Source organism: Morganella psychrotolerans (assembly GCF_965118875.1).
GTDB lineage: Bacteria > Pseudomonadota > Gammaproteobacteria > Enterobacterales > Enterobacteriaceae > Morganella > Morganella psychrotolerans_C.
This window is the reverse complement of sequence record NZ_CBCPJD010000006.1, coordinates 233,832-254,835: the sequence shown is the minus strand read 5'-3', so window position 1 is coordinate 254,835 and position 21,004 is coordinate 233,832. Positions and strand designations below refer to the sequence as shown.

Annotated in this window: 21 protein-coding genes; 3 read left to right on the top strand and 18 right to left on the bottom strand. The window is 47.7% G+C overall.

All coding sequences use genetic code 11. The features are described from left to right. Positions 1 to 22: 22 nt before the first annotated feature. Entirely contained in the window at positions 23 to 904 is an 882-nt protein-coding gene (locus ACMHKJ_RS08525; RefSeq protein WP_413493102.1) for a fatty acid desaturase family protein, read from the top strand. 177 nt (positions 905 to 1,081) lie between these two features. Here the strand turns inward: ACMHKJ_RS08525 and ACMHKJ_RS08520 are convergent, their stop codons facing one another. The 9 genes from ACMHKJ_RS08520 to ACMHKJ_RS08480 are packed head-to-tail and all read right to left on the bottom strand — an operon-like array spanning position 1,082 to position 11,012. Next, the gene (locus ACMHKJ_RS08520; RefSeq protein WP_413493100.1) at positions 1,082 to 1,711 is read right to left on the bottom strand and encodes a YybH family protein; all 630 of its coding nucleotides are present in this window, start codon (positions 1,709 to 1,711) and stop codon (positions 1,082 to 1,084) included. Further along, positions 1,708 to 2,322, bottom strand: coding sequence for a phosphatase PAP2 family protein (locus tag ACMHKJ_RS08515; protein ID WP_413493098.1), 615 nt, complete (start codon positions 2,320 to 2,322; stop codon positions 1,708 to 1,710). The genes ACMHKJ_RS08520 and ACMHKJ_RS08515 overlap by 4 nt, the downstream gene beginning before the upstream one ends. A gap of 18 nt (positions 2,323 to 2,340) precedes the next feature. Then, complete coding sequence (locus ACMHKJ_RS08510) at positions 2,341 to 3,684, bottom strand: B12-binding domain-containing radical SAM protein (RefSeq protein ID WP_413493096.1); 1,344 nt, start codon at positions 3,682 to 3,684, stop codon at positions 2,341 to 2,343. Continuing rightward, the gene (locus ACMHKJ_RS08505; protein WP_413493094.1) at positions 3,681 to 5,072 is read right to left on the bottom strand and encodes a B12-binding domain-containing radical SAM protein; all 1,392 of its coding nucleotides are present in this window, start codon (positions 5,070 to 5,072) and stop codon (positions 3,681 to 3,683) included. The genes ACMHKJ_RS08510 and ACMHKJ_RS08505 overlap by 4 nt, the downstream gene beginning before the upstream one ends. After that, entirely contained in the window at positions 4,988 to 6,016 is a 1,029-nt protein-coding gene (locus ACMHKJ_RS08500) for a GNAT family protein (protein ID WP_413493093.1), read from the bottom strand. The genes ACMHKJ_RS08505 and ACMHKJ_RS08500 overlap by 85 nt, the downstream gene beginning before the upstream one ends. Further along, a complete protein-coding gene (locus ACMHKJ_RS08495; protein WP_413493092.1) occupies positions 6,013 to 7,359 on the bottom strand; it encodes a B12-binding domain-containing radical SAM protein in 1,347 nt (448 codons plus the stop codon). The genes ACMHKJ_RS08500 and ACMHKJ_RS08495 overlap by 4 nt, the downstream gene beginning before the upstream one ends. After that, entirely contained in the window at positions 7,359 to 8,753 is a 1,395-nt protein-coding gene (locus ACMHKJ_RS08490; RefSeq protein WP_413493090.1) for a B12-binding domain-containing radical SAM protein, read from the bottom strand. Before ACMHKJ_RS08490 ends, ACMHKJ_RS08495 begins: the two co-directional genes overlap by 1 nt. Continuing rightward, entirely contained in the window at positions 8,750 to 10,300 is a 1,551-nt protein-coding gene (locus ACMHKJ_RS08485; protein WP_413493088.1) for a GH3 family acyl-acid amido synthetase, read from the bottom strand. The genes ACMHKJ_RS08490 and ACMHKJ_RS08485 overlap by 4 nt, the downstream gene beginning before the upstream one ends. Next, positions 10,293 to 11,012, bottom strand: a complete 720-nt coding sequence (locus ACMHKJ_RS08480) for a hypothetical protein (protein ID WP_413493087.1) — start codon at positions 11,010 to 11,012, stop codon at positions 10,293 to 10,295. The genes ACMHKJ_RS08485 and ACMHKJ_RS08480 overlap by 8 nt, the downstream gene beginning before the upstream one ends. A gap of 446 nt (positions 11,013 to 11,458) precedes the next feature. Here ACMHKJ_RS08480 and ACMHKJ_RS08475 point away from each other — a divergent pair, with 446 nt between their 5' ends. Then, positions 11,459 to 13,639 (top strand): hypothetical protein, encoded by a 2,181-nt coding sequence (locus ACMHKJ_RS08475; RefSeq protein WP_413493085.1) that lies wholly within the window; start codon positions 11,459 to 11,461, stop codon positions 13,637 to 13,639. 163 nt (positions 13,640 to 13,802) lie between these two features. Here the strand turns inward: ACMHKJ_RS08475 and cas6f are convergent, their stop codons facing one another. The 8 genes from cas6f to ACMHKJ_RS08435 all read right to left on the bottom strand — a co-directional run bounded on the left by cas6f (position 13,803) and on the right by ACMHKJ_RS08435 (position 19,476). Then, the gene (gene cas6f / locus ACMHKJ_RS08470) at positions 13,803 to 14,429 is read right to left on the bottom strand and encodes a type I-F CRISPR-associated endoribonuclease Cas6/Csy4 (RefSeq protein ID WP_413493083.1); all 627 of its coding nucleotides are present in this window, start codon (positions 14,427 to 14,429) and stop codon (positions 13,803 to 13,805) included. Positions 14,430 to 14,437: 8 nt separating this feature from the next. Beyond that, positions 14,438 to 15,460 (bottom strand): type I-F CRISPR-associated protein Csy3, encoded by a 1,023-nt coding sequence (gene csy3, locus ACMHKJ_RS08465; RefSeq protein WP_413493082.1) that lies wholly within the window; start codon positions 15,458 to 15,460, stop codon positions 14,438 to 14,440. After that, complete coding sequence (gene csy2 / locus ACMHKJ_RS08460) at positions 15,460 to 16,371, bottom strand: type I-F CRISPR-associated protein Csy2 (protein WP_413493080.1); 912 nt, start codon at positions 16,369 to 16,371, stop codon at positions 15,460 to 15,462. The genes csy3 and csy2 overlap by 1 nt, the downstream gene beginning before the upstream one ends. Continuing rightward, positions 16,361 to 17,236: a type I-F CRISPR-associated protein Csy1 gene (locus ACMHKJ_RS08455; RefSeq protein WP_413493078.1), complete on the bottom strand. Its 876-nt coding sequence runs from the start codon at positions 17,234 to 17,236 to the stop codon at positions 16,361 to 16,363. Before ACMHKJ_RS08455 ends, csy2 begins: the two co-directional genes overlap by 11 nt. A gap of 243 nt (positions 17,237 to 17,479) precedes the next feature. Further along, positions 17,480 to 17,851: a CopM family metallochaperone gene (gene copM / locus ACMHKJ_RS08450; protein WP_413493315.1), complete on the bottom strand. Its 372-nt coding sequence runs from the start codon at positions 17,849 to 17,851 to the stop codon at positions 17,480 to 17,482. A gap of 172 nt (positions 17,852 to 18,023) precedes the next feature. Continuing rightward, complete coding sequence (locus ACMHKJ_RS08445) at positions 18,024 to 18,191, bottom strand: hypothetical protein (protein WP_413493076.1); 168 nt, start codon at positions 18,189 to 18,191, stop codon at positions 18,024 to 18,026. A 202-nt stretch (positions 18,192 to 18,393) separates the two neighbouring features. Then, the gene (locus ACMHKJ_RS08440; RefSeq protein ID WP_413493074.1) at positions 18,394 to 18,834 is read right to left on the bottom strand and encodes a hypothetical protein; all 441 of its coding nucleotides are present in this window, start codon (positions 18,832 to 18,834) and stop codon (positions 18,394 to 18,396) included. A 258-nt stretch (positions 18,835 to 19,092) separates the two neighbouring features. After that, positions 19,093 to 19,476, bottom strand: a complete 384-nt coding sequence (locus tag ACMHKJ_RS08435; protein ID WP_067364521.1) for a hypothetical protein — start codon at positions 19,474 to 19,476, stop codon at positions 19,093 to 19,095. Positions 19,477 to 19,808: 332 nt separating this feature from the next. On the opposite strand from ACMHKJ_RS08435, the gene ACMHKJ_RS08430 reads away from it, so the two are divergent. Continuing rightward, entirely contained in the window at positions 19,809 to 20,252 is a 444-nt protein-coding gene (locus ACMHKJ_RS08430; protein WP_413493072.1) for a hypothetical protein, read from the top strand. A 250-nt stretch (positions 20,253 to 20,502) separates the two neighbouring features. On the opposite strand, the gene ACMHKJ_RS08425 is transcribed toward ACMHKJ_RS08430, so the two are convergent. Beyond that, on the bottom strand, positions 20,503 to 20,946 hold the full coding sequence (locus ACMHKJ_RS08425; protein ID WP_413493070.1) for a universal stress protein: 444 nt from the start codon (positions 20,944 to 20,946) through the stop codon (positions 20,503 to 20,505). Positions 20,947 to 21,004 lie beyond the last annotated feature (58 nt).

The following is a 21,004-nucleotide window of genomic DNA, read 5'->3' as shown; positions in this document are numbered from 1 at the left end:
CACTGTTTTACTGATTTTTTCAATGACAGCAGCAGCTGTGTGCCTGTGGGCGGTCAGTCATCTTTCCTGGTTTTGGGCGCTTCCCGCTCTGATTGGCTTTATGCTGATCAACAATATGCCTTTTGCCATCCTGCATGAGGCGGTTCACGGCGTGGCTGCACATTCTGCAACAGGAAACCGCGTGATTGGTGTGATTGCTGCGTGGGCATTTCCGACCTCTTTTACCCTCCAGCACAGAGCGCATTTAAATCATCACAAAAATAACCGCACTGATAATGAGCTGTATGATTATTATCTGTCTCATCAACCCCGCTGGTTGCGTAATATCTGGCTCTACGCAGGAAATCTGCTGGGGCTTTACTATTTCTGTGTGCTGCTCGGTAACCTTATCTGGTTCTTTGCGCCGGGTGTTTACCGCTCCCGGGTATTTGTCACAAAAATCGCCCCGGCGCTGGGGTTCGGCTCCCAGGTTCCCGAACTGGCGAAACTGCCGCCGCTGACTGTCTGGTGTGAGTTGCTCGGTGCCTTTCTCTGGCAGGTACTGCTGTTCTGGTCGCTGGATTTAAGTGCAGCGGGATATTTTCTCTGCCTGTGGGCATTCGCTCTGCACTGGTCAGCACTGCAATATGTTGATCACGCATGGAGCCGCCGCGATGTGATAAATGGTGCCTGGAACCTGAAAGTTCTGCCGCTTTCCCGCTGGATAGCCCTTAATTATCACTGTCATCTTGCGCACCACCAGCATCCTCATGCACCCTGGTATCAGTTACCGTCTCTGGTGGATGATCAGCCGCGCCCGACATTCTGGCGGATTTATTTCAGTCTGTGGCGCCATGGTGTGCGCCCTGCACCACAAATGGGCGCGCAGGCGGATCTGAACTTTTTATTTCCGCAACAGAAATAAGAGGAAGCGTTCTTTATTAATAACTCTGCCGGTAAGGTGCTACGGCGATAACGGTCAAAGCAACGAAAAGCATCCGCGCCATGGATGGCCCGGCTGAGCTTACACGGACGTATTTACAGTGTCTTTTCGTTTTGCCCGTTATCAGCCGTCCCCGGGTTCAGCGAAGAAACTCCGCTGTTATTTTTTATCCGTTGCCGTTGCCGTTGCCGTTTCCGGTTTACCGGCACATTTGCGGCGGAACAGAAAAATTCCTGCCAGCAGACCAATCACCAGCCCGCCCGCACCGTACATCATGCCATGCAGTGCAGCGGTCGTTTCATTCAGCAACGGATTATCGGTAAAATTTGTCCCGATATGAATAGCACGAATTTTCCACTTGCCATCTTCAGGTGCAACAACGGCTGTCCAGCGGGTCGGGAAATCATATGTGCGCCCGTCGCTCAGCTGATATTTTTCCAGCCCGCTACCGTAAGCGATCCCCCAGGTTTTATCCGCTGACAGCTCGGTCACCACATCAGCATTAAAACTGATATTCAGCTTTTTCAGGAACTTATCCGGACCAAACCAGGACTCAAAATAAGGTTTTATCGCTTCCTTGCCGGAAATAAACTCCTGCGTAATGGGTGTTGCCCGCAGATTGTCACTCATCACCGGCAGCATTTTGTCATACTCCCCGCTGTTGATAGCACCGGCGACCGTGGCGATCACCTGACGCAACTCATCATGAATAGCGCCATCTTCTTCACCGGGCTGCGCGTGGAGTGAGAAACTCAATACCATCAATGCACTGATAATGATCCTTTTCATAATAATTTCCTCATTACAGATGAAACAATTACAGCCAGCAGCAACCCGGTGACAACATCTGCCACATGATGCTGATGAACCAGTAATGTGGAGAGCGCAATCAGCGCCAGCCACAGTAAAAACAGCGCCGTCAGCCCTTTTCCGGTATGACGGATAATTGCCAGTACTGCCGCACACGACCAGGCAACGTGCAGCGACGGCACCAGATTATGCGGCTGATCCAGTTCAAACAGTGTCTTATACATCGCCCGGTAAAGCGGGTTATCCGGCAATTGCCGCACAAAACCAAGCTGCGCCGGAAGCATAAAAAATATCAGTCCGCCAATCAGCGTCACCGCTATAAAGGTGAATGCCAGCTGCCTGTGTTCGCGGCACGGCACAAACCACAATGGCGCAAGAATAATCAGGTAAAACGAGCAATACACCCAGATAAAACCGGGCACAAACGGGATGGTAAGTTCAGCCGGAATCCATAAGGAATACAACGTATCGCGCCCGGCGGTAAACATATTCATCAGCGGATAAAGGGTAAAGAACACCACACTCACCGGGATACACCACAACAGGTAACTAAGTGCCCGCCGCGCAAAAGAGTCAGTTTCTCTGGTCATCTGCCGCCTCCTTTATTGTTATTTCAGCCCGAACCGCATCCGGTGCTTCTTATGTACTTCTTTGCGGAACAATAAGGTATAGCGCCAGAATGTCGCCATGCGTGAAAGAGATTGCAGAGTCAGTCGCAGATCAGAAAAGCGGCGGATAATCGACGGCATACTATTAAACCGGCTACGGGCACTGTGGCACAGCTCTGTCAGGGTTTCAGGGCTCATCTGTGCGGGCTGAAATGCCGCCTGATTAAAACGGTATTCCGGATGCAGCCACCATTTCCCGTCAAATAACAGGCGGTTCTCCTGAGCAAGCTGCTGATAAAGCGGCGTTCCCGGATACGGCATCAGAATATTGTAGGCAGCAAAAGCAAAGCGGTTTTTCAGGGCAAACTCTGTCGTTTGCTCCACACTCTCAGCCGTATCATGATCATAACCGAGGGTAAATGCTGCCCAGGTCTGTAATCCGAAATCACGTAATACAGCAATTTCTTCACGATATTGCGAAAATTCGCGTAAGTTAGGCGATTTTCGTGCATCACGCAGACTGTCCGGATTAATGGACTCAAATCCCATCACATTCCCCCAGCAGCCACTTTGCTGTAGCTTAGTCATCAGCTGGCGGTTGCGGGTGACATCCAGGCTTGCCTGACTTATCCAGTGAATATTCAGAGGCGTAAGCGCACTGCATAATTCACCGAGCGCGCCATGATCAGATGCGATATTGTCATCGACGAAAAAGATAAATTTTGGCTTCTGAGTTTCAATCTCACGCACCACTTCATCAATACGGCGGATATAATGCTGCCGCCCGAAATAGCGGCTGACCGCACAGAAACGGCAGGCAAACCGGCAACCCCGCGTAAACTGCATTAAATTGATCGGGAGATACCCTTTACCTTTGAAAATATCACGCCGGGGCAGACAACCACACTGGTTGTGATCGATTTGTCCGACACCGGCAGGCGCATCATAGCGCGACTTCAGCCGCCCTTTTTGCGCGTCACGGATCATCTCTGCCCAGCGGGTTTCCGCGTCACCGGTAAAGACACTATCGGCATACTGTGCGACTTCATCCGGCAGCAGTGTGGCGTGAATACCGCCCATGACCACCCTCACACCACGGGCGCGGAATTGCGCGGCTATCTCATAAGCGCGCCGGGCAGTAAAGGTTTCAACCGTGATAGCAACAAGATCGGCGGGTTCATCATAAGGAATGCTTTCCATGCGATCGTCATACAGCACAACCTCAACATCCGGAGGGGTAAGTGCGGCAAGAATGCCGAGCATCAGCGGCTCCATCCGCCCTTCATCGACATAAAGACTGTGCTCGCGCCGTCCGATATTGGGTTTGATCAGTATCAGCTTCATGCTTTACCCCCCGGCTGTTTCCCTTGCTTGCGGGCAATCTCCCGGTGGGAAACAATATTGACCAGCCACGCCACCCATAATGTGCGCCAGCGCCGTCGCGGACTCACCCGGCAGAGCCGCCGGATAACAGAGCCGAACCGGTAAAACCGGGTTTTGGTCTGAAAGCAGAGTTCAGTCAGTTGTTCCGTACTCATGCCCACGGGCGTAAACACCGGGTCACCGTAACGGTAATCCGGGTCAATCCACCAGTTCGGTGAAAACAGCCTTCTCTGTGATTTTAGTCTGTCATACAGCGCTGTGCCTGGTGTCGGGTTCAGTAAGTTAAAATTTGCGACTTCCAGCCGGTTTTCCTGTGCAAAACGCAGACACTGCGCAATGGTATCAGGCGTATCGCCGTCGTAACCAAAAATAAAGGTGCCGTAAACGCCGATCCCGCGCCGATGCAGTGCCGCCACAACCGCAGCATACTCACCCGCTGAATGATTCCAGGATTTTCCCATCTGCCGCAAATTTACACTATTCAGACTCTCAAAGCCTATCAGCACAAAACCACAGCCCGCCTGCGCCAACGCATCAAGCATGCTTTCATCACGCGCTATATCAATACTTATCTGACAACCCCAGCACCGTTTCAGCGGCGCAAGCATCTGTAAAAAATCATTCAGCGCACGGCGACCGGAAAAAAGATTGTCATCGACAAACAAAATAAAGCGATTGGCGGGCAGGGAAAGGATCTCTTCACGCACCTGTACTGCAGGACGGGTACGCACACCGCCCGGGTAAAACGCATGAATAGAGCAAAAATCACAGGCAAAACGGCAGCCCCGCGAATACTGCACCAGCGAGATGGGCGCATAACGCTTGCCGGCAAAAATCTGCCGGTCAAGTTTATACTCTGTCAGCGGGCGCGCGTGATCCCCCTGATAGCGGGGGTGTAATGCGCCGCGTTCCGCACCTTTGAGCATCCGCTCCCATGCACCTTCTGCATCACCCAGCAGAATACTGTCTGCGTGATGTGCAGCCTCATCCGGCATAAAGGTAATGTGACAACCGCCCAACACGACTTTCTTTCCCTGCTGACGGAATTTATCCGCCAGTTGGTAACTGCGCCGGGCGGTAAAGGTTTCAACGGATATCGCGATAAGATCCGCGTCCGGCAGAGAATCCGGAATTTCCTCCAGGCGATCATCATAAAATGTCAGGCGGTGTCCCGGTGACAGCGCCGCCAGGATACCTATCGCCAGCGGCGTCATTGCATCTTTCGTGCGGTAATCTCCCATATTCGGGTAGATAAGCACGATGTTCACAACAGAGCCACCTCCGGCCACACAATCCGCCCGTCCCACATTGGTGCCGCCGTGAGATCCACACCATAGATCCGGGTGCAATACACGGATGCACCGGTACGGGCAATCACATCTTTTGTGCAGATATGGCTCGATGGCAGCCCGACCGTCATGATTGGCGTGGTACAAAACAGCATCGCTTCCTCAATCAGATCCGGAAGCAGTGTGTCATCCGTACACGCCAGGAATGAAAGGAAGCTCTGTGGGATAACATCACCAATTGCCGGCATTTGCGGACGCTTTGTCATACCTGCAAACGCGTTATAAACCGGACGCAGCATCTTCATTTTTCCGGAGTAATTCGCGACCACCACCTGTTTGAATGCACGCTGATCCCAGAGCATTCCGCACGCCACCAGTTGTCCGTTCTGATAACTGCCCAGAACCGTGATCCCGACCTGCTGCATAGCCTTGAGATTCAGTGCCGGTGCCAGTTGGCGTGATTCGGCTTCCTGAGCAAAAAAACGGATAACATCCGTATAATCTTCCGGCGGAACCAATTTCCACAGCCCGCGGTTTTTGCCCCGGTTTTTGTTAATCGCCAACGTCGTCATGTTGCTCAGATGGCGGTAAAGCGGCAAGCCTTCCACACCCCGCTCCAGTAACCGGCGTGCCAGCAGATTATTTTCCGCAATACTGGTGTAGCAGTGATCCGGTGTCGGTAACTGCCGCAGATAAGAAAATCCTGCCTGTAACACTTTCAGATGATTGCGGTATTTCGGCACAATACGCAGGCTGCTGAGATACCCCATCTGCGTGTCTTCCCCGTTCACCCAGCCGGTCTGTACAGTGAGTTGGCACATACCCACCAGGGTGTCACCGTCTCTGGCCAGTGCCGGATACACATCCCCGAAATCATCCCGGGGCGAAAAATAGCCCGGGCGACGGGTCATAATCAGTTCCCATTCACCCTGCATGGCGTTCTCTTCAAGGAGCCCGAGTAACTCTGCGATATGCTCCGTTGTCGCGTCAATGACCTCTATCATTTCACCTCTGATAATTTACCTTGCCAATTTTCATCACCAAGCGGATAGCCGTTACGGCTGCTTATTTCCTGGTGATGCAACCAGTTAATCGGGAAGTAATTGCGAAACATAAAAAAATCACCCCGGTTACGCCAGCTGCGCTGAAAAATCGATCGTGAACTATAAAATGCCTTCCGTGCTGAGAGGCATCCCTGCGTGACTGCCTCAGGAGACAGTTGTGCCGGATAAAACGGCAGCTCGTTGTAACGGTAGTTATCATCAAGCCACCATTGTTCATAACGCAGGCGCTTTTCCTGCGCCAGACGTTCATAAAGTGGAGTGCCCGGAAACGGCGTCATGTGATTAAACGCCGCGATATACATACTCTGCTCCCGGGCATAAGCCACGGCTTCACCAAAAGAGTCCGGTGTATCATGATCATAGCCGAACACAAAGGTGCCGTAGACCGCAATACTATGACGGCGCAGGTTTGCCAGCGCCTGACTGAAACCGCCTTTCATGGTATTGAAACCTTTTTTCATCTGCCGCAGATTAGCTTCATTCAGGGATTCAAACCCGATCAAAACACCACGGCAGCCCGCCTGTGACAGTGCGCGGACAAATTCTTCGTCATGGGCGGCATCAATACTCATCTGAGTCACCCAGCGGACACCGGCTTTTGCCAGTTCCGGTAAAACATCACCGCTTTCCCGCAGGCTGCCCGCGAAATTATCATCCACAAAGAAAAACAGATTTTTTGTGCCTTTCAGTTCAGCCAGTTCCCGCAGAACATGGTCAGGATCACGCCGCCGGTAACGTTGCTGATAAAATGCCTGAACCGCGCAGAATTCACAGTGAAAACGGCAACCGCGCCCGGTTTCTATCAGTCCTATCGGCAGATATCGCTTGCCTGCGAATAGACTGCGATCAACACGAACACCCCGGAGATCAGTCTGCTCCCCGTGGTATTCCCGCTGTAACGTGCCGTGCCGCCAGTCATCAATCAGTGTTTCCCAGACAGATTCCGCCTCCCCGGTAACAATCGTATCGGCAAAGCGTTTTACCTCTTCCGGCATCAGCGTGGCATGAAAACCGCCCATCAGCACAGGCACGCCGCGCTTTCTGTACTCACTTGCAATCTGATACGCCCGTTTCGCTGTGTAGGTTTCCACCGAAATGGAAACTAAATCAGTTGGTTCATCAAACGGGATTGTCTCCAGGCGATCATCATAAAAACGGGTGTCGATATCCGCCGGGGTCAGTCCTTTCAGTGTTGCCACCGGCAGCGGCTCCATCTGCCAGGAGCGCAGATATGCCTCACCGCGCCGGTGACCAATCGCCGGATGAATAAATGTCAGCCGCATCAGTTGTTACCCGATTTTGCCGGATGATGCTCTATCGGCCAGTCACAGGTGTAATACTGATGTAGATGATGCGCATAGAAGCGATAACCCAGGTTTGCCGTCAGCGCCAGCGGTTTAAAGTTACGCGCCTGCCACAAGCGCCGCGCAATACTACTGTAGCGGTACACTTTTTTCCAGGCGCGCTCATGACCGAGTTCCAGTTCCCCCGCACTCATCAGTGCCGGACGGAACACCACATGCTGCGCGTCATACAACGACCAGTCCGTGGTTAAGATCCGTTTTTCCTCTTCCAGACGCTTAAACAACGGCGTGCCGGGGAACGGGGTCAGAACAGAAAAACGCGGTAAATCAATTCCGGCATCAATTGCCAAATCTACCGTGCGATCAAACACATCCGTGGTATCGTGATCCAGTCCGAATACAAAACAGCCCTGAATGGCTATCTTTAAACGATGCAAATCACCGATTAATTCTTTGTAATCCACCGAGCCGTTAAATTTCTTTCCTGCATCTTTCAGGCTGCCGTCACTGACGGTTTCCAGTCCCAGCAGTAAGCCTTTGCAGCCACTGCGCGCCATCAGCTCCATCAATTCATGGTTATGAGCAATCAGTACCGTTGATAACCCGAACCACTGAATGTTCAGCGGGATCAGAGCCGTAAACAGCCGTTTGGCGTAGCCGATATCAGACACCAGGTTTAAATCGACAAAAATCACTTTCCGTTTGCCGGTGCGCGCCACATAGCGGCGGATATCTTCCGTTACCCACTCCACCGGATGCTGGAACTGTTTGCGTCCCCAGGCGCTGGGCGCGACACAAAACTCACAGTTGTGCGCACAGGAACGCGTGGCCTCAAACACCCCCTGGGTGAGAAAATGTCGTGCATCAAAACGCTCGCGCTCAGGAAACGGCAAATCAGGTATATCGAGGGTGAAATCCGCACTCTGCCGGTACTCCCGCTGCATTGCGCCCTCCATAAAATCACGGATAAGCTGCGGCCAGCTCTGCTCTGAATAGCCGATACAGACTGAATCTGCATGCTGCAACGCTTCCTGCGGCAGTAAGGTCACATGCGGTCCGCCGAGCACGACCGGGATTTTTTTTGCCCGGAACTGTGCGGTCAGATCATAAGCACGCGGCGCATTCCCTGTGATCACCGTCATCACAACAAGATCGGCGGTGAAATCGTCCGGCAACTCTTCAATGCTTTCATCAATCAGCCGGATAGTCACCGGCAGGGATTTCGGCACTAATGCCGCGAGTGTCGTCAGTGTCAGCGGCTGATAACGCAAAGAACGTTTGAAAATTCCGCCCTGCTTGCGGTACAGCGGCCCTTTAGGCGAGAGCAGCACCAGATCAAGCGGACGCTGTAGCGAATAAATAGTCTGTGTCATCTCGGAAACTCCCTGAGGTCAAACATGGTCCGCCAATCCGGTGTTGTCAGCAGGACCGGAATTTTTATCTCTCCCAACCTTTTCGACTGTTGTAACTGTAAGCGGAAGTAATGCTCCACCGGCTCATGCAGGCGGTAATATGTCAGCGGATTAAGCTGCCCGAGGCGTCTCGCATAAAGGTACTGCGGGTTACTGCACAGATAGTTTTCAACCACGTCACAGCTCTCCTGCGCCTGCTCATCATTCATAGTTGAGTCACTGAGCAGCAGGACATAGCCCGGCGCCTGCGGATCGGCGGCAAGCACGGCAAAATCCTGCAATGCAGACAGCCCGGCACAAACAAACAGTTCAGTCAGTTTTTCTCCGACCAAATCACTGTTGATACCATCACGCCCTATAAAACGCAGCCGCGGGATCCCCTCTTCACTGTGCCCGGTGCATAGCACGCGATCATCTGTCTGATAGCGGTACAGCCCGCTGTTAGTGGTCACAATCACACTGTATGTTTCACCATACTCCAGTTCATCGGCAAGAAAGATATGTCCGGAGCGATGGCTGAATTCATAAAAATTACTGTCAATACTCAGGTGCGGATCACCCGCGACAGACGGAATAGTGATCACCGCTTCGGTGGAAAGCAGCCCTTTTCCCTGAAGTGTCACTGACGGAAAGCGCGCCATCAGTGCACGCGCCAGTGGCCCGGAAGAGGCCTGATCCCAGCAGCTGATCAGTATCAGCTCAGGCCATAACACCGCTGTATTATGGTTGTCCAGATAATCACGGTAACGCGCAAGCGCCGCCTGGTTTGCCGTCAGCGAATGCCCCGCCAGCTTTCCGCCGCTGCACAGCAGCGCAGTAATCTCTGTCCGGCGTGAATCAAGTGCATTGAGCAGTGGAAACAAAAATGCCGGGCTCCAGACCGAAATCAGGCGTAAATCATCACAACATAAAAGATAAACCAGCGTAAGCAACTGCCAGTCTTCCGGGTCTTCCACCCGCCCCAGGCTCAGGGGAACTGCTGATAATGAACTGAATGCAGAGAGATTTTCTTCTCCCAGATACAATGCATCACCGCCACCGACCGGTAATCCGCAGGGGGTCTGAGTCATCCGGGTCACTGCCGGGCTCAGCGCCCAGTAAACCCGTCCGTGAGTCAGATCAAATCTGTCCGCCACATCATGTAACCAGCCAATCACGGCCAGACGGAAATCATTCAGGCCCGCGGCCGTATAAGGCAGCAGTTTACCGCCGCTGTGACTGCCGCCGGTCATTTCAAATGCCAGGGTCGGTGCGTTATAAAGCAGATTTTCCTCACCCTCTGCCACCCGGGTTATCCATGGCGCAAGGTCATGATAAGTGGTCAGAGGGACCGTCTGCTGGTAATCAGACATGGATATTACAGTATCAAAATGATGTAACTGTCCGTAAGCACAGGTTTTATTAGCAGCAAGGCAGGCTGCCAGCCAACGGGACTGGCATTCGCGCAGTGAGTATTTTTCAGTACGGGGAGGTGACCAGCGCCGGAAATGACGCCATGCGTTATCCATGGCGGAACTCAACATCAGGCCGGGTAAAAAGTGACTGAAAGCGTGGATGGATATTGTCCGGTGTGATTTCACACAGGCAAACCAATTCATGACCGCAAACATAGTGCGGGTTTTTATGCAGGAAAAAAGCGACATCCGGCTTGCTGCGCTGCGCATCAGAAACCGCCGCCATAGTCCGGTTCAGATAACCAAACGCCGTCGGGCATTCCACCACACCCCGGGCGGGGTTATACAACACACCGAATTTATCTTTTGCCAGATCCGCGGCTAATTTCGCCAGTTCCGGCTCTTTAATATTACCGTTCCGATGCGGATAAAACGTCAGTGCCAGCGTGCTCATATAACGGTAAGTGCGCACACCCTTGACCAGCAAAAACCAGAATACACGCTCATCCGGATACTCTTCCCGCAGCAGGGCAATACGACGCAACCAGGCACCGTGCAGTGTCTGTTGTTTCCAGTGGGAAGGATGCACGATGGTGTCGCCTGAATAGACAATCCGGTATCCGCGGAACGGATAAAACTGTAACGTGCTGAACCCTACAATTTTCTCACCATACATCAGAAACAGAACTTCCTGTTTATGCGCCAGGTCGGACAAAAATTGTTTGCTGTCACTGCCGGTGTAATACGCAAAATAGAGTGAGGCCATTTTCTGACGCTGCGCCTGCGATAAACTTTTTACAGATTGAAAATATGCGCGATACGTCATTCTGCCGTCTCCTCCGGTATATTTGCCCGCACGACCATCTCCCCTTAAGTGGAATGCTCATCTTAGCTTTCTTCAGGTCAGAAACAATCAGCGATGCCTGAATCTTTGTTTAATATCATGAAAAATAGAACAGGCACCTGAAAAGAAACCCATACCCGACACCAGGGACTAGTTGTTATTACTTAATTTAATATTAAATAACATAAATTTAGGATTAATAAGATTGCCATTATTTTATTATGTAGCATCCTGCGTCAATCAGACTTCACCCATATTTTGCCCTGTACGTTTTGCAGTATGATGGCTAAACAATTCCCTGACCAATGCGGATAAGGGAATGCACTTACCCTGTCAGTCAGGACGATACCGGATAATGACCCGTAATACGGATGGGGTATCCGTTTTAATCACAGTGATAATTCAGATGTTAACAGAGGGAAAGGTTAATGGAGATAACACCCGATCAGAAGCGTGCAATCTGCACAATACTGGTGGAACAGGCCGGACGCCGTGTCCGCAACACAGAATTAACTGCACTGTGTGATGACGATACCATCACCGCAGCTCTGGACTTTCTTACCCGCCTTATTGAGATAAAATACAGCGGAATTGCTGCCACGCAGGCAACCGAATTAGCTGAGCTGCAATCACAAAATCCACAGATGGTGATGGGCAGCCCTCTCAGTGGCAGCACACTCTCCGCCCTGAACAACGAAACCGCAGAGACAGAACCTGCCGTACCGGAAATTGCAGTGAGTGATACTCCGGTTGAAGAGAGTATTGAAGACAATACAGAAGAGACAGAAGATGATATTGCGGCAAAAGTCGCCGACCATATCGCTGCTATTTTTGGTGATAAATCCCTCTTCCCTGAATTTTCAGAGCCGACAGAAACACCGGTTTCACAGAAAAATCACAGCTGGTTATTTGAAGACACGGAGACTGATGATGCGGATCTTCCGCCATTCGGTGTATTTTCAGAACCGGCTGAGCCGGAAGCCGCACTGAAAGAAACAATGGCTGAACCGGTTGAAGACACAGTAACTGAATCTGCCGACAAACCCGCTCAACCAGCAGCGGTCGTGCTTAGTGATATCTTCAGTTTTTCCGGCACGCCTGCTGTGCAACAAAATGAACCGGTGAACTCCCCGGAAATTCAGGAAGCCGCACAAAGTGAATTCTCTGCCGATGCTGTCACAATACCGGCTGAGAGCTATACAGAAGAGACAGCAGAAGATATCGCCGCAAAAGTCGCCGACCATATTGCATCTGTTTTTGGTGATAAATCCCTCTTCCCTGAATTTTCAGAGCCGACAGAAACACCGGTTTCACAGAAAAATCACAGCTGGTTATTTGAAGACACAGAGACTGATGATGCGGATCTTCCGCCATTCGGTGTATTTTCAGAACCGGCTGAGCCGGAAGCCGCACTGAAAGAAACAATGGCTGAACCGGTTGAAGACACAGTAACTGAATCTGCCGACAAACCCGCTCAACCAGCAGCGGTCGTGCTTAGTGATATCTTCAGTTTTTCCGGCACGCCTGCTGTGCCACAAAGTGAACCGGTGAACTCCCCGGAAATTCAGGAAGCCGCACAAAGTGAATTCTCAGCCGATGCTGTCACAATACCGGCTGAGAGCTATACAGAAGAGACAGCAGAAGATACCGCAGCAAAAGTCGCCGACCATATTGCATCTGTTTTTAGTGATAAATCCCTCTTCCCTGAATTTTCAGAGTCGACAGAAACACCGGTTTCACAGAAAAATCACAGCTGGTTATTTGAAGACCTCGATACCGATGACTCAGATATCCCCGTGATCGGCGATCTCTCCGCCAATGGATCGCACACTACGCAGGATACATTGCGCAGTAGCTCATGGTTGTTTGATGAGCCAGATACAGCACAGAACACGGCATCAGCGGAGATCCCCTCAACGCCTGTACAACCGGAGCCGACCGGAACCACGCTGCTCAACAGCCTGCCACCGGCGACAAAACAACAGGACAATAACCTGTTGGCAGAAAACTGGTTGTTTGCAGATGATACAGACGCCGCAGATCCTAAACCCTGGGGACTTGCTGCATTACTTGCAGCGGGAAAGACATCCGGTAAAAATGCAGATAAACCCACAGCAACACCTACCGGTCCGGTTTTTAAAGATGTAACAAAAAACAGCAAATCTGTGACTGAACCGGAAAACGAACCGGGATCAGAACATATCCACCAGCCCCCTGCTGATCCTGCGGATATCATAACGGCCCATAGCGACGTACACGCAGAGCCCCGGATGCCGCTTGCACCACAGGCACCTGCACGGCCGACAATCCGGATCGAAGTCGCACGCGCCCGTCAGAATGAACCATTTAACTCTCCGGTCACAGCAATGTTGCATGACGGCAGACAAGTCCCCGTCCTTGGTATCTATTTTCAAAGCAGCATCGGACTGAATTTTAATGAAAGAACCAGCACGCTGTATGGAAAACCGACCGAAAGTGGTGAATTTTCATTGCGGGTTGTCTGGGAACTGGCACCAAAACGTCGGTTCTCCACTGATGTAACTTTTGTCGTCAGTCCGGATCCTCACTGTCCTCCTCTCCCGGAAATTTACGCCTCGCCGGCTGAATAAATAACAAAAACGTCCTTGTCCCTGCAGGAGATAACAAGGACGTTTTGTTTTTATACCGGCTGTATCAACACATATAACTTAATGAGAATGAGCTGCCTGTATGGCAGTAAATAATCTCTCTATCATAATTATTTCTAAGCTGCCTGCGTGGCAGTAAATATCATCAAAAATGTGGCACAGTCGCAACCGCAGAAAGCACAGCACTCTTATGACTCAGCCCGTAGCAGGTAAATGTCCCCTGCTGCGACGAACTAAAAACCAACCGTCTGATAAATAACGGAAACGGGCGATGTGATATTTGTCCTGAGCACGACTCTGTCCGGATAAACGGCAGCGAAGTGCGGACGCAGGGCATTGATTTTTCCAGTACTGCCAGGCATATATCCAATGGCTGTCCGGTTTGTGCTGCCCACCTCGCTGCTTTTAACTGCATATCTTTGTTAATACGCGCCCATCCTTTAACATGCTCACGGATATAACTGACCGGTGTATTTTGCTCCGGTACAGGTAATACAGGGCTGATTGCAATATAACCGGACATAGCTATTAATCGTCCTGCAATATTCAGTTTGATCAATTCATCATATTTCATTGCCAGCAATCTCAACCGGCCCCCCGGAGTGGGCTCCCGGCTACTATAGTCAGGAAATGCAACCGCAACTGCACAGCTGTTTTCCGCTATTTTATTATCAACCAGCGCAATATGTATCCGCTGCCAGACTTTTTGCCGGATAAATGCCGGAGAGACAGTTGCCTCAGATAATATAGTGATAGTCTGATAATAATTCATATGCTGTTTTATTTATCTCTCTCACCAAATACTCCCCCGCGGATCAATACCGCGACGACATAATGTTCCTCATTTTCCTGTAATAATTCCCCGTACACCCACTTATAAAAAAGGGTATAAAAATCCTGCCCGGAGCCGGGCGGGCGGAAGACCATTCCCAGATGAGTAACCGCACCAAACGGCTCAACCGCAATCGCTCCGGCACTGTTCAGCGGATCAGAATATGCAGGATACCAGGTGTCGACAGAGCGCAGTGCATTACCAATTTTTTGTGAATGCATCGCCGCAGTTCCGTCAATATGATAAAGCACCTTACTTTTAGTCCCTTTTCCTTTATTCAGTATCAGCTCACCACTCGGATATACAGCCTGCCCTTTTCCCAACTGAACACGGACTGAAATTTCAAGCAACAGTGCACCTTTATTACCGCTGAGCGCTTCCGCTATTTTTTCACCCAGTGTGCTGAGGTAAGCATCCCGTTGGTTAAAATCCCGGATACTGTATGTGCATGCGTCAAACAGCCACTGCTGCTCCCGCCCTTTATTAAGGATATTAACCACCACCTCAATATGTTCAGCACCCACCCGGTTACGCCACAGAAAACGGGCATTCGCAATATTGAGTGCATAGCGACGCCCCTGCTCCCTGCACTTTTCCCGGACCAGATAATCCGCTGCTGCTTTTTCATAACGCAGCCTGAATGCAGCATTGTTACACGCCGAGGGATACGGAAGCCCGCCGATCACTTTAAGGGTAAAACGAAACAGCAGCGTGTCCTGCCCCGGCCCCAGCGCACAGGTATCCACTGTTTGCAGGTTGGGTTTGCCCATATACCCGACAGTCTCCGGCAACTGACTTTCTGACCTTTTTTTCTGCCTGAACGACAAGGTTCCCCGAATTGATTTTTCCTGTAATTTCAGTGGGGTAACCAGGCTATTCTCCCGCCAATCTGCACCATAAAAAACACCATCAGATGGCACTAATTTTTTCTCAAATGATAAAACAGACACCACATCCCTGTGTTCATTCATCAATGTTCTCCCCGGCCGGGAAAATAAGAACAAACCTGCTGACACAGATAAAGATTTTTTTCTTTCTGATAAAAACACTCCCACCACATATCGGCAGGATGGCGTAATTTATCAACCCGCCGGAACTCCCCTAATGTCACAACGCTCTCAGCAAAACGATGAAGAACACCCTCTGCCCGCTGATTTTCCGCATTTCCGGGTGGAGAAATACCCTGAAAACCGGTCACAACAGGAATTATCCACCCCGGCGCTTTACGCCGGTTACGCCACTTATATTTTTTTTTCCCTTTGCTGTTTTTCTCTCCGACATACTCCCGGGTGACGGCGATATAATTTAGTAGTGCATCCATTGCATCTTCTCCGCGATTCATCGCATCAGACATCAGGTCACGGCGCTCAAGTAACGCATAACCTGGCATCATTTTGCGCAGCAAACGATTATTGTCACAGTTATCATCCGACAATGTCCCGATAACCGGAGTGGATACAGACAATATATCCCCGCCTGCTATTTTCATAGTCAGTAATAAATCATAAATAACGCCCGGCAACCGACGCTTATCCATATTTTGATTGTTGCAATAAATAAATAATGAAACATTCAAATGACACCTGGCTTCTTCAATAAATGATGCATTTCTGCCATTTTTATTTAATGGCTTTCCTTTCCCGGTAATAAAATAGGTTATATCTTCGGGTGATTTATAAACCTGTAAATTACAGCTGTGACAGACAATACCGGTGTAACTCAACCGGATAAAAGGAAACCCTATATCTGATAGTTTTCTCTCCAGTGCATGTACAAATCCCATCCAGGCAGTGACTGCAGGAAAACCAACAGTGAATGGCCCGGATAACGCATTTGCATTATGAATACGGATATGGGGCAGTAAAAGATAATCAGCGGACACTATTTTGCATCTCCTGACATTTAAATCCCGGAGGAACGGATAATAGCAAACAGGCTTTCCCTGCATTATCATTATTAAATACAGAGATGTTCTGAGGTTTACTTCCGCCAAACCGGATAATAGCGACGCTATCAATAGTTTGGAATGATTCGAGACTTCTATTGTTATTCCTATAATTACTCTGTTCTATCTTATCTCCGGATGACCGCCGGATAAATTCGATACGCCGGCACAGCTCAAACAATATACCGGATGGTGTCAGAACAGAAAGTAAATGGTAATTATCTCCGGCTATATTGTCAAAAACAGGAAAATAAACTTGTTTTACTTTTGAACTGGTCACCGCTGATTTTTTACCGGTTACCACCTGTAGAAAACCTTTGCGCAATACACTGTAATCCCCGTAACTCAAAAGAGATTTTGCCAGAAAACTTTCTTCATCTATATGAGACAATAATGTGCGGTTATCCTGCATTTTCAGCATCAGAAACCTGTATATATCGAGTGCCGCGGCATTACCCAGCGCATCGGGTTCTGTCTGTATATTTCCGGAACGAAGAAAACCGTCATTATCTTGTTTTGCCTGCGCAATAACAGCAGTAACCGTGTTATTACCGGCAATACCACCGGTATTCATGCTATTTTGACGAGCAGAGGGATGCGTAAATGTACACGGATGAGTCGAAAGAGATATCTGACCGGCACGTACTGCCGCACGCGGTAACCACTGAGCCAAAGAAAAAAGCACTTCACTGTATTGCCTTAACGCATCAATATCCGTTTTATTCGTTAACCCTCTCAGTTTTTTTTTCAACCACTCTGTTTTACGTTCTGCAAGAAATGCAGAAATTGCCGGATCTGTCATAGTTCATCCCTTATTATTACACTCAACCATTCCGTTATATGAGTTAATTTTTAATACAGGCTATGTAATACGCAGATGCCTTTTACTTGTCTATAAACTAAGGAGTTCCCGGGCTGATATAATGTTTTTTTGCGATCTGAATAGCACTTTGATACCACGAAAATGGTAAAGATTCAGTATTCTGTAAATAGAAAATCACTGCATAGTAATATATATTATTATGCAGTGATTTTATTGATTATATTATTTTTTAGCAGGCTTATTTTTATCCAGCCAATCCTGCATTTGCTTGATCTCCGGCCCCTGAGCATCTATAATCTGCTGCGCCAGTTTTCTCATTTCTGCATCAGTACCATACTTTAATTCTATTTTCGCCATCTCAACGGCACCTTTATGATGTGCAATCATTCCTTCAGTAAAGGCGATATCAGCATTTTGCTCAGAAAGTGTTTTAGCCATATCATCATGCATACGCATCATTGAATCGCCTAACTCCTTCTGTACAGGTGTGCTGACAACGTGCATATCCCCGCTCAATACCATTGTATTTGATGCCGCAGCACCGAACGTAATAAAACCGGAGAGAAGTGCAGTAATAAGAAGAGTTTTTTTCATCATTAATTCCTTTGTATTTAATATCTGGTTGATGGAATTAACTATAAACGTTGACCTAAGGGAAAGGTCAATCCGGCAGTAACTAACTTTACCTTATTTACACTAAATTAAATTATCTCCACAATGTCTGAACAATGATAATTAATAATTTTAGTTTTTATTTCAGAACAGATCAATTTGGCAACAAAATTAATGCCGGTACTAAAAAGATAATAAAAATAATCGCATACCCAATAACTGCGCCAACCCGGCTTTTCATTCCGACCAGAGAGGGTTTTATCACTCCGACAACTAAAGCAATCAGTGCTAATGCGGCAATCACCATTAAACCATCTTCCATACATCCCTCCGTTTATTTTTATTACAGGTATTTCTGCGTATAACATATAACCCTGTCAACCGCTCAAAGTAAAGTTCTAAAAAATCATAACATTCTGGTCAAATTGCAAGAAGATGATGAGTAAATCAAGGCTGGTGTATGTATGCAATAAAACAGGGCTGAACACCAATGCAAAACATCCGGTGTTCAGCTAAAAAATCAATTATTTTTCAGTTTCACCGACTGATGCACTTTCGGTCATTATTTCCGGTTTCTCTTCTGTCTGCATAGCGAGCGCCAGCTGTTGATCAAAGTGAGCTTTTTCATCCAGCCATCTTAATACATATTTGGCGCTATGCTGTGTGATAAAGCCGCAGTTATCACACGTCAGCCGATAATAATAATTATTTGTACTGTCGACGGGTATCCCCGGCGTATGGTAAAAAAAGGTAACAAATGTGTGCGGCTCTCTATTCTCAAGGCGATCCTGTGCCGTGGTATAATTGGTTTCATCAATAACCTGTTTGCCATTATGTCCGCACATCTGGCACGTTGTTTTAATCTTTTTCTCATTCAGATAACGTAAAAACTGTTGCCCCGAAATTATTTTTAACCGTTCCACAAATTCATTAATCTGAACATTCTGTGACGATACATTATCCATAAAACACCTCTGACCTTATATTTCCATATATGCTAATTAAATTCCGACCAATAATCATACACTAATATCCTATATTATTCTTTTCTTAAATAGGGAACATAATATTTTCATTTTATTTATTAAATTTTTAATATTCATATTTTATAGTGGATAACTCTGGCAAACTTCTTATGTGACATCCTCTCCGACAACACAAATACAGAAAATAACATATACCATAAACACATTACACTGACCGCTGGTTATGCACAGTCGCCACTAGTTTAATTTTCTTATTTCATCAATAGCCGAATATAATTCAGGTACAATCTCATTTTTATAACCGACCTCTAATAACTCGACCGCTTTTTGTCTTGCCGCTTGTTTCATCGGTTCAGAAACTGACTTATCAGCTGATAAATCAGCAACTAACACCTCAATAGCCTCATTCATTTCTTTTTTGCAGGTCGTATATGCATCATCGACAATAACCTGTTTGCTGTCAGCGGTAATAGCTGCCTTCCCGACCGTATAACGTACCAGGCAATTCCCCCATTTATCTGATGCTTTATCTGAAACAGTTTCATTTTCAGATACCTGATCCTTACTCTGGCAACCAGATAAAAACAAAATACCCAAAACAAAAATCAAACTCTTTTTCATTACACTTTCCTTTTTCTGACAATTCTCTATCACTATGCCTGATAATTTTAAGTCTATCAGATAATAATCATCTATATACCGATAATATTTTATCTTAAACAAAAATAACATTTTCAATATTTTATAGTGCAATAAAAAATAAACGACAAACCATAAAGATATATATCCCGTTGATTTACAACCACTCTGTCTGATAACACAATAATGCAGGGAACAGAAGAATCGCCACCTATTAAGAATGCGCCTATCCGGCAAGGCATACGTATCTGTACTCTCGTCAGAAAGAAAAAATCCGCTAATATAGCCACTATTACACCGGAGAGAATCATTTAATGAATACCGAAAAAGAAAAATCAACAGAACTGCATAATGAAATGCTTAAACTAATTTCTGATTTATCAGAAGCCAAAACACCTGATGATGTGAAAGCGGTATATACCCATTTACTGCGTAACGGAATTGCATGCAGAGATAATGCACTGTTACTTGTTCAGTCACTGAATTCACTTGAAGAAAAAGCCATTACATTTGAGTTAAAAGTACACTACCACAATGAATTTAATACCAATGAAGCATATTACGAACCTCTTATACTAAGATCCGGTACTTTAGTTTATGTCAGTAAAGAAAAATCTGATGAAACCTCAAATGAGCACTATTTTTGCCCTTGCTGTTATTCAAAACGACAGATTGCCCCCTTATCTCATATGCTTGCGACTAAATACTCTCCGGAACGATTCATTTGTGGAAATTGCGGAAATGCATTGATTATTTAGCAGGAAACTATCAGATATTAGTGAGTTATGCTCTGTTTCTGAGATTATTCTGCATCTCGCCGCTCTATTATTACTGAATTGCTCCCGCGCTTCTCTTTTCGCGCAGAGAGTGCACCCCGAAAAACACAATCATTATTTACCGACATTCACAGCCTGAACCAGGCAGTAATTTACCGGCATGATTATAAATAATAGCGGGCATCGCACATTGGCGTAAAAGATGAAAAAGCCCGATTTAACGGGCTTGTATTTATCGGACAACAAGCACTGAAATATTTGCGTAGTGAATCAGCGCAGATGCTGTTGAACCAAGAAGACGACTTTTCAGTGTCGGATTTTTTGACCCGATAATGATAAGGTCAGCTTTGATTTTTTCTGCATTTTCAATAATGGCTTCTGCCGGGCTGCCGAGCAGCACTCCGGTGGAAATTTGATTTTTCGGCACATCAAATTTATCAGTCATTGTTTCAAGTTTTTCTAATAAAAGTTTAATGCGCTGGTCTTCAGATTTTGCATTATCCGTCATAATAGGGAATGTCAGCCCATAGTCGAAAAGCTGTTCTGATGGTAAAATCACAGTAACAAAATGGAATTGAATATTTTTATCCCGTGCATAATCATTTACTTCAGAAATTACATTTGGTGATAACGCACCTGTATTCAGGTCAATCGGGATAAGTATCGTCTTGTGCATAACCGCTCCTTTATATCAGATTGATTAATTTACCTGCCTAAAACTGAAACTTAACTTC

Excerpts from the sequence above, each read along its gene's own strand:
- ACMHKJ_RS08525 (WP_413493102.1), top strand. The coding sequence starts at position 23 with ATGACAGCAGCAGCTGTGTGCCTGTGGGCGGTCAGTCATCTTTCCTGG.
- ACMHKJ_RS08520 (WP_413493100.1), bottom strand. The coding sequence starts at position 1,711 with ATGAAAAGGATCATTATCAGTGCATTGATGGTATTGAGTTTCTCACTC.
- ACMHKJ_RS08515 (WP_413493098.1), bottom strand. The coding sequence starts at position 2,322 with ATGACCAGAGAAACTGACTCTTTTGCGCGGCGGGCACTTAGTTACCTG.
- ACMHKJ_RS08510 (WP_413493096.1), bottom strand. The coding sequence starts at position 3,684 with ATGAAGCTGATACTGATCAAACCCAATATCGGACGGCGCGAGCACAGT.
- ACMHKJ_RS08500 (WP_413493093.1), bottom strand. The coding sequence starts at position 6,016 with ATGATAGAGGTCATTGACGCGACAACGGAGCATATCGCAGAGTTACTC.
- ACMHKJ_RS08495 (WP_413493092.1), bottom strand. The coding sequence starts at position 7,359 with ATGCGGCTGACATTTATTCATCCGGCGATTGGTCACCGGCGCGGTGAG.
- ACMHKJ_RS08490 (WP_413493090.1), bottom strand. The coding sequence starts at position 8,753 with ATGACACAGACTATTTATTCGCTACAGCGTCCGCTTGATCTGGTGCTG.
- ACMHKJ_RS08485 (WP_413493088.1), bottom strand. The coding sequence starts at position 10,300 with ATGGATAACGCATGGCGTCATTTCCGGCGCTGGTCACCTCCCCGTACT.
- ACMHKJ_RS08480 (WP_413493087.1), bottom strand. The coding sequence starts at position 11,012 with ATGACGTATCGCGCATATTTTCAATCTGTAAAAAGTTTATCGCAGGCG.
- ACMHKJ_RS08475 (WP_413493085.1), top strand. The coding sequence starts at position 11,459 with ATGGAGATAACACCCGATCAGAAGCGTGCAATCTGCACAATACTGGTG.
- cas6f (WP_413493083.1), bottom strand. The coding sequence starts at position 14,429 with ATGAATTATTATCAGACTATCACTATATTATCTGAGGCAACTGTCTCT.
- csy3 (WP_413493082.1), bottom strand. The coding sequence starts at position 15,460 with ATGAATGAACACAGGGATGTGGTGTCTGTTTTATCATTTGAGAAAAAA.
- ACMHKJ_RS08455 (WP_413493078.1), bottom strand. The coding sequence starts at position 17,236 with ATGACAGATCCGGCAATTTCTGCATTTCTTGCAGAACGTAAAACAGAG.
- copM (WP_413493315.1), bottom strand. The coding sequence starts at position 17,851 with ATGAAAAAAACTCTTCTTATTACTGCACTTCTCTCCGGTTTTATTACG.
- ACMHKJ_RS08445 (WP_413493076.1), bottom strand. The coding sequence starts at position 18,191 with ATGGAAGATGGTTTAATGGTGATTGCCGCATTAGCACTGATTGCTTTA.
- ACMHKJ_RS08440 (WP_413493074.1), bottom strand. The coding sequence starts at position 18,834 with ATGGATAATGTATCGTCACAGAATGTTCAGATTAATGAATTTGTGGAA.
- ACMHKJ_RS08435 (WP_067364521.1), bottom strand. The coding sequence starts at position 19,476 with ATGAAAAAGAGTTTGATTTTTGTTTTGGGTATTTTGTTTTTATCTGGT.
- ACMHKJ_RS08430 (WP_413493072.1), top strand. The coding sequence starts at position 19,809 with ATGAATACCGAAAAAGAAAAATCAACAGAACTGCATAATGAAATGCTT.
- ACMHKJ_RS08425 (WP_413493070.1), bottom strand. The coding sequence starts at position 20,946 with ATGCACAAGACGATACTTATCCCGATTGACCTGAATACAGGTGCGTTA.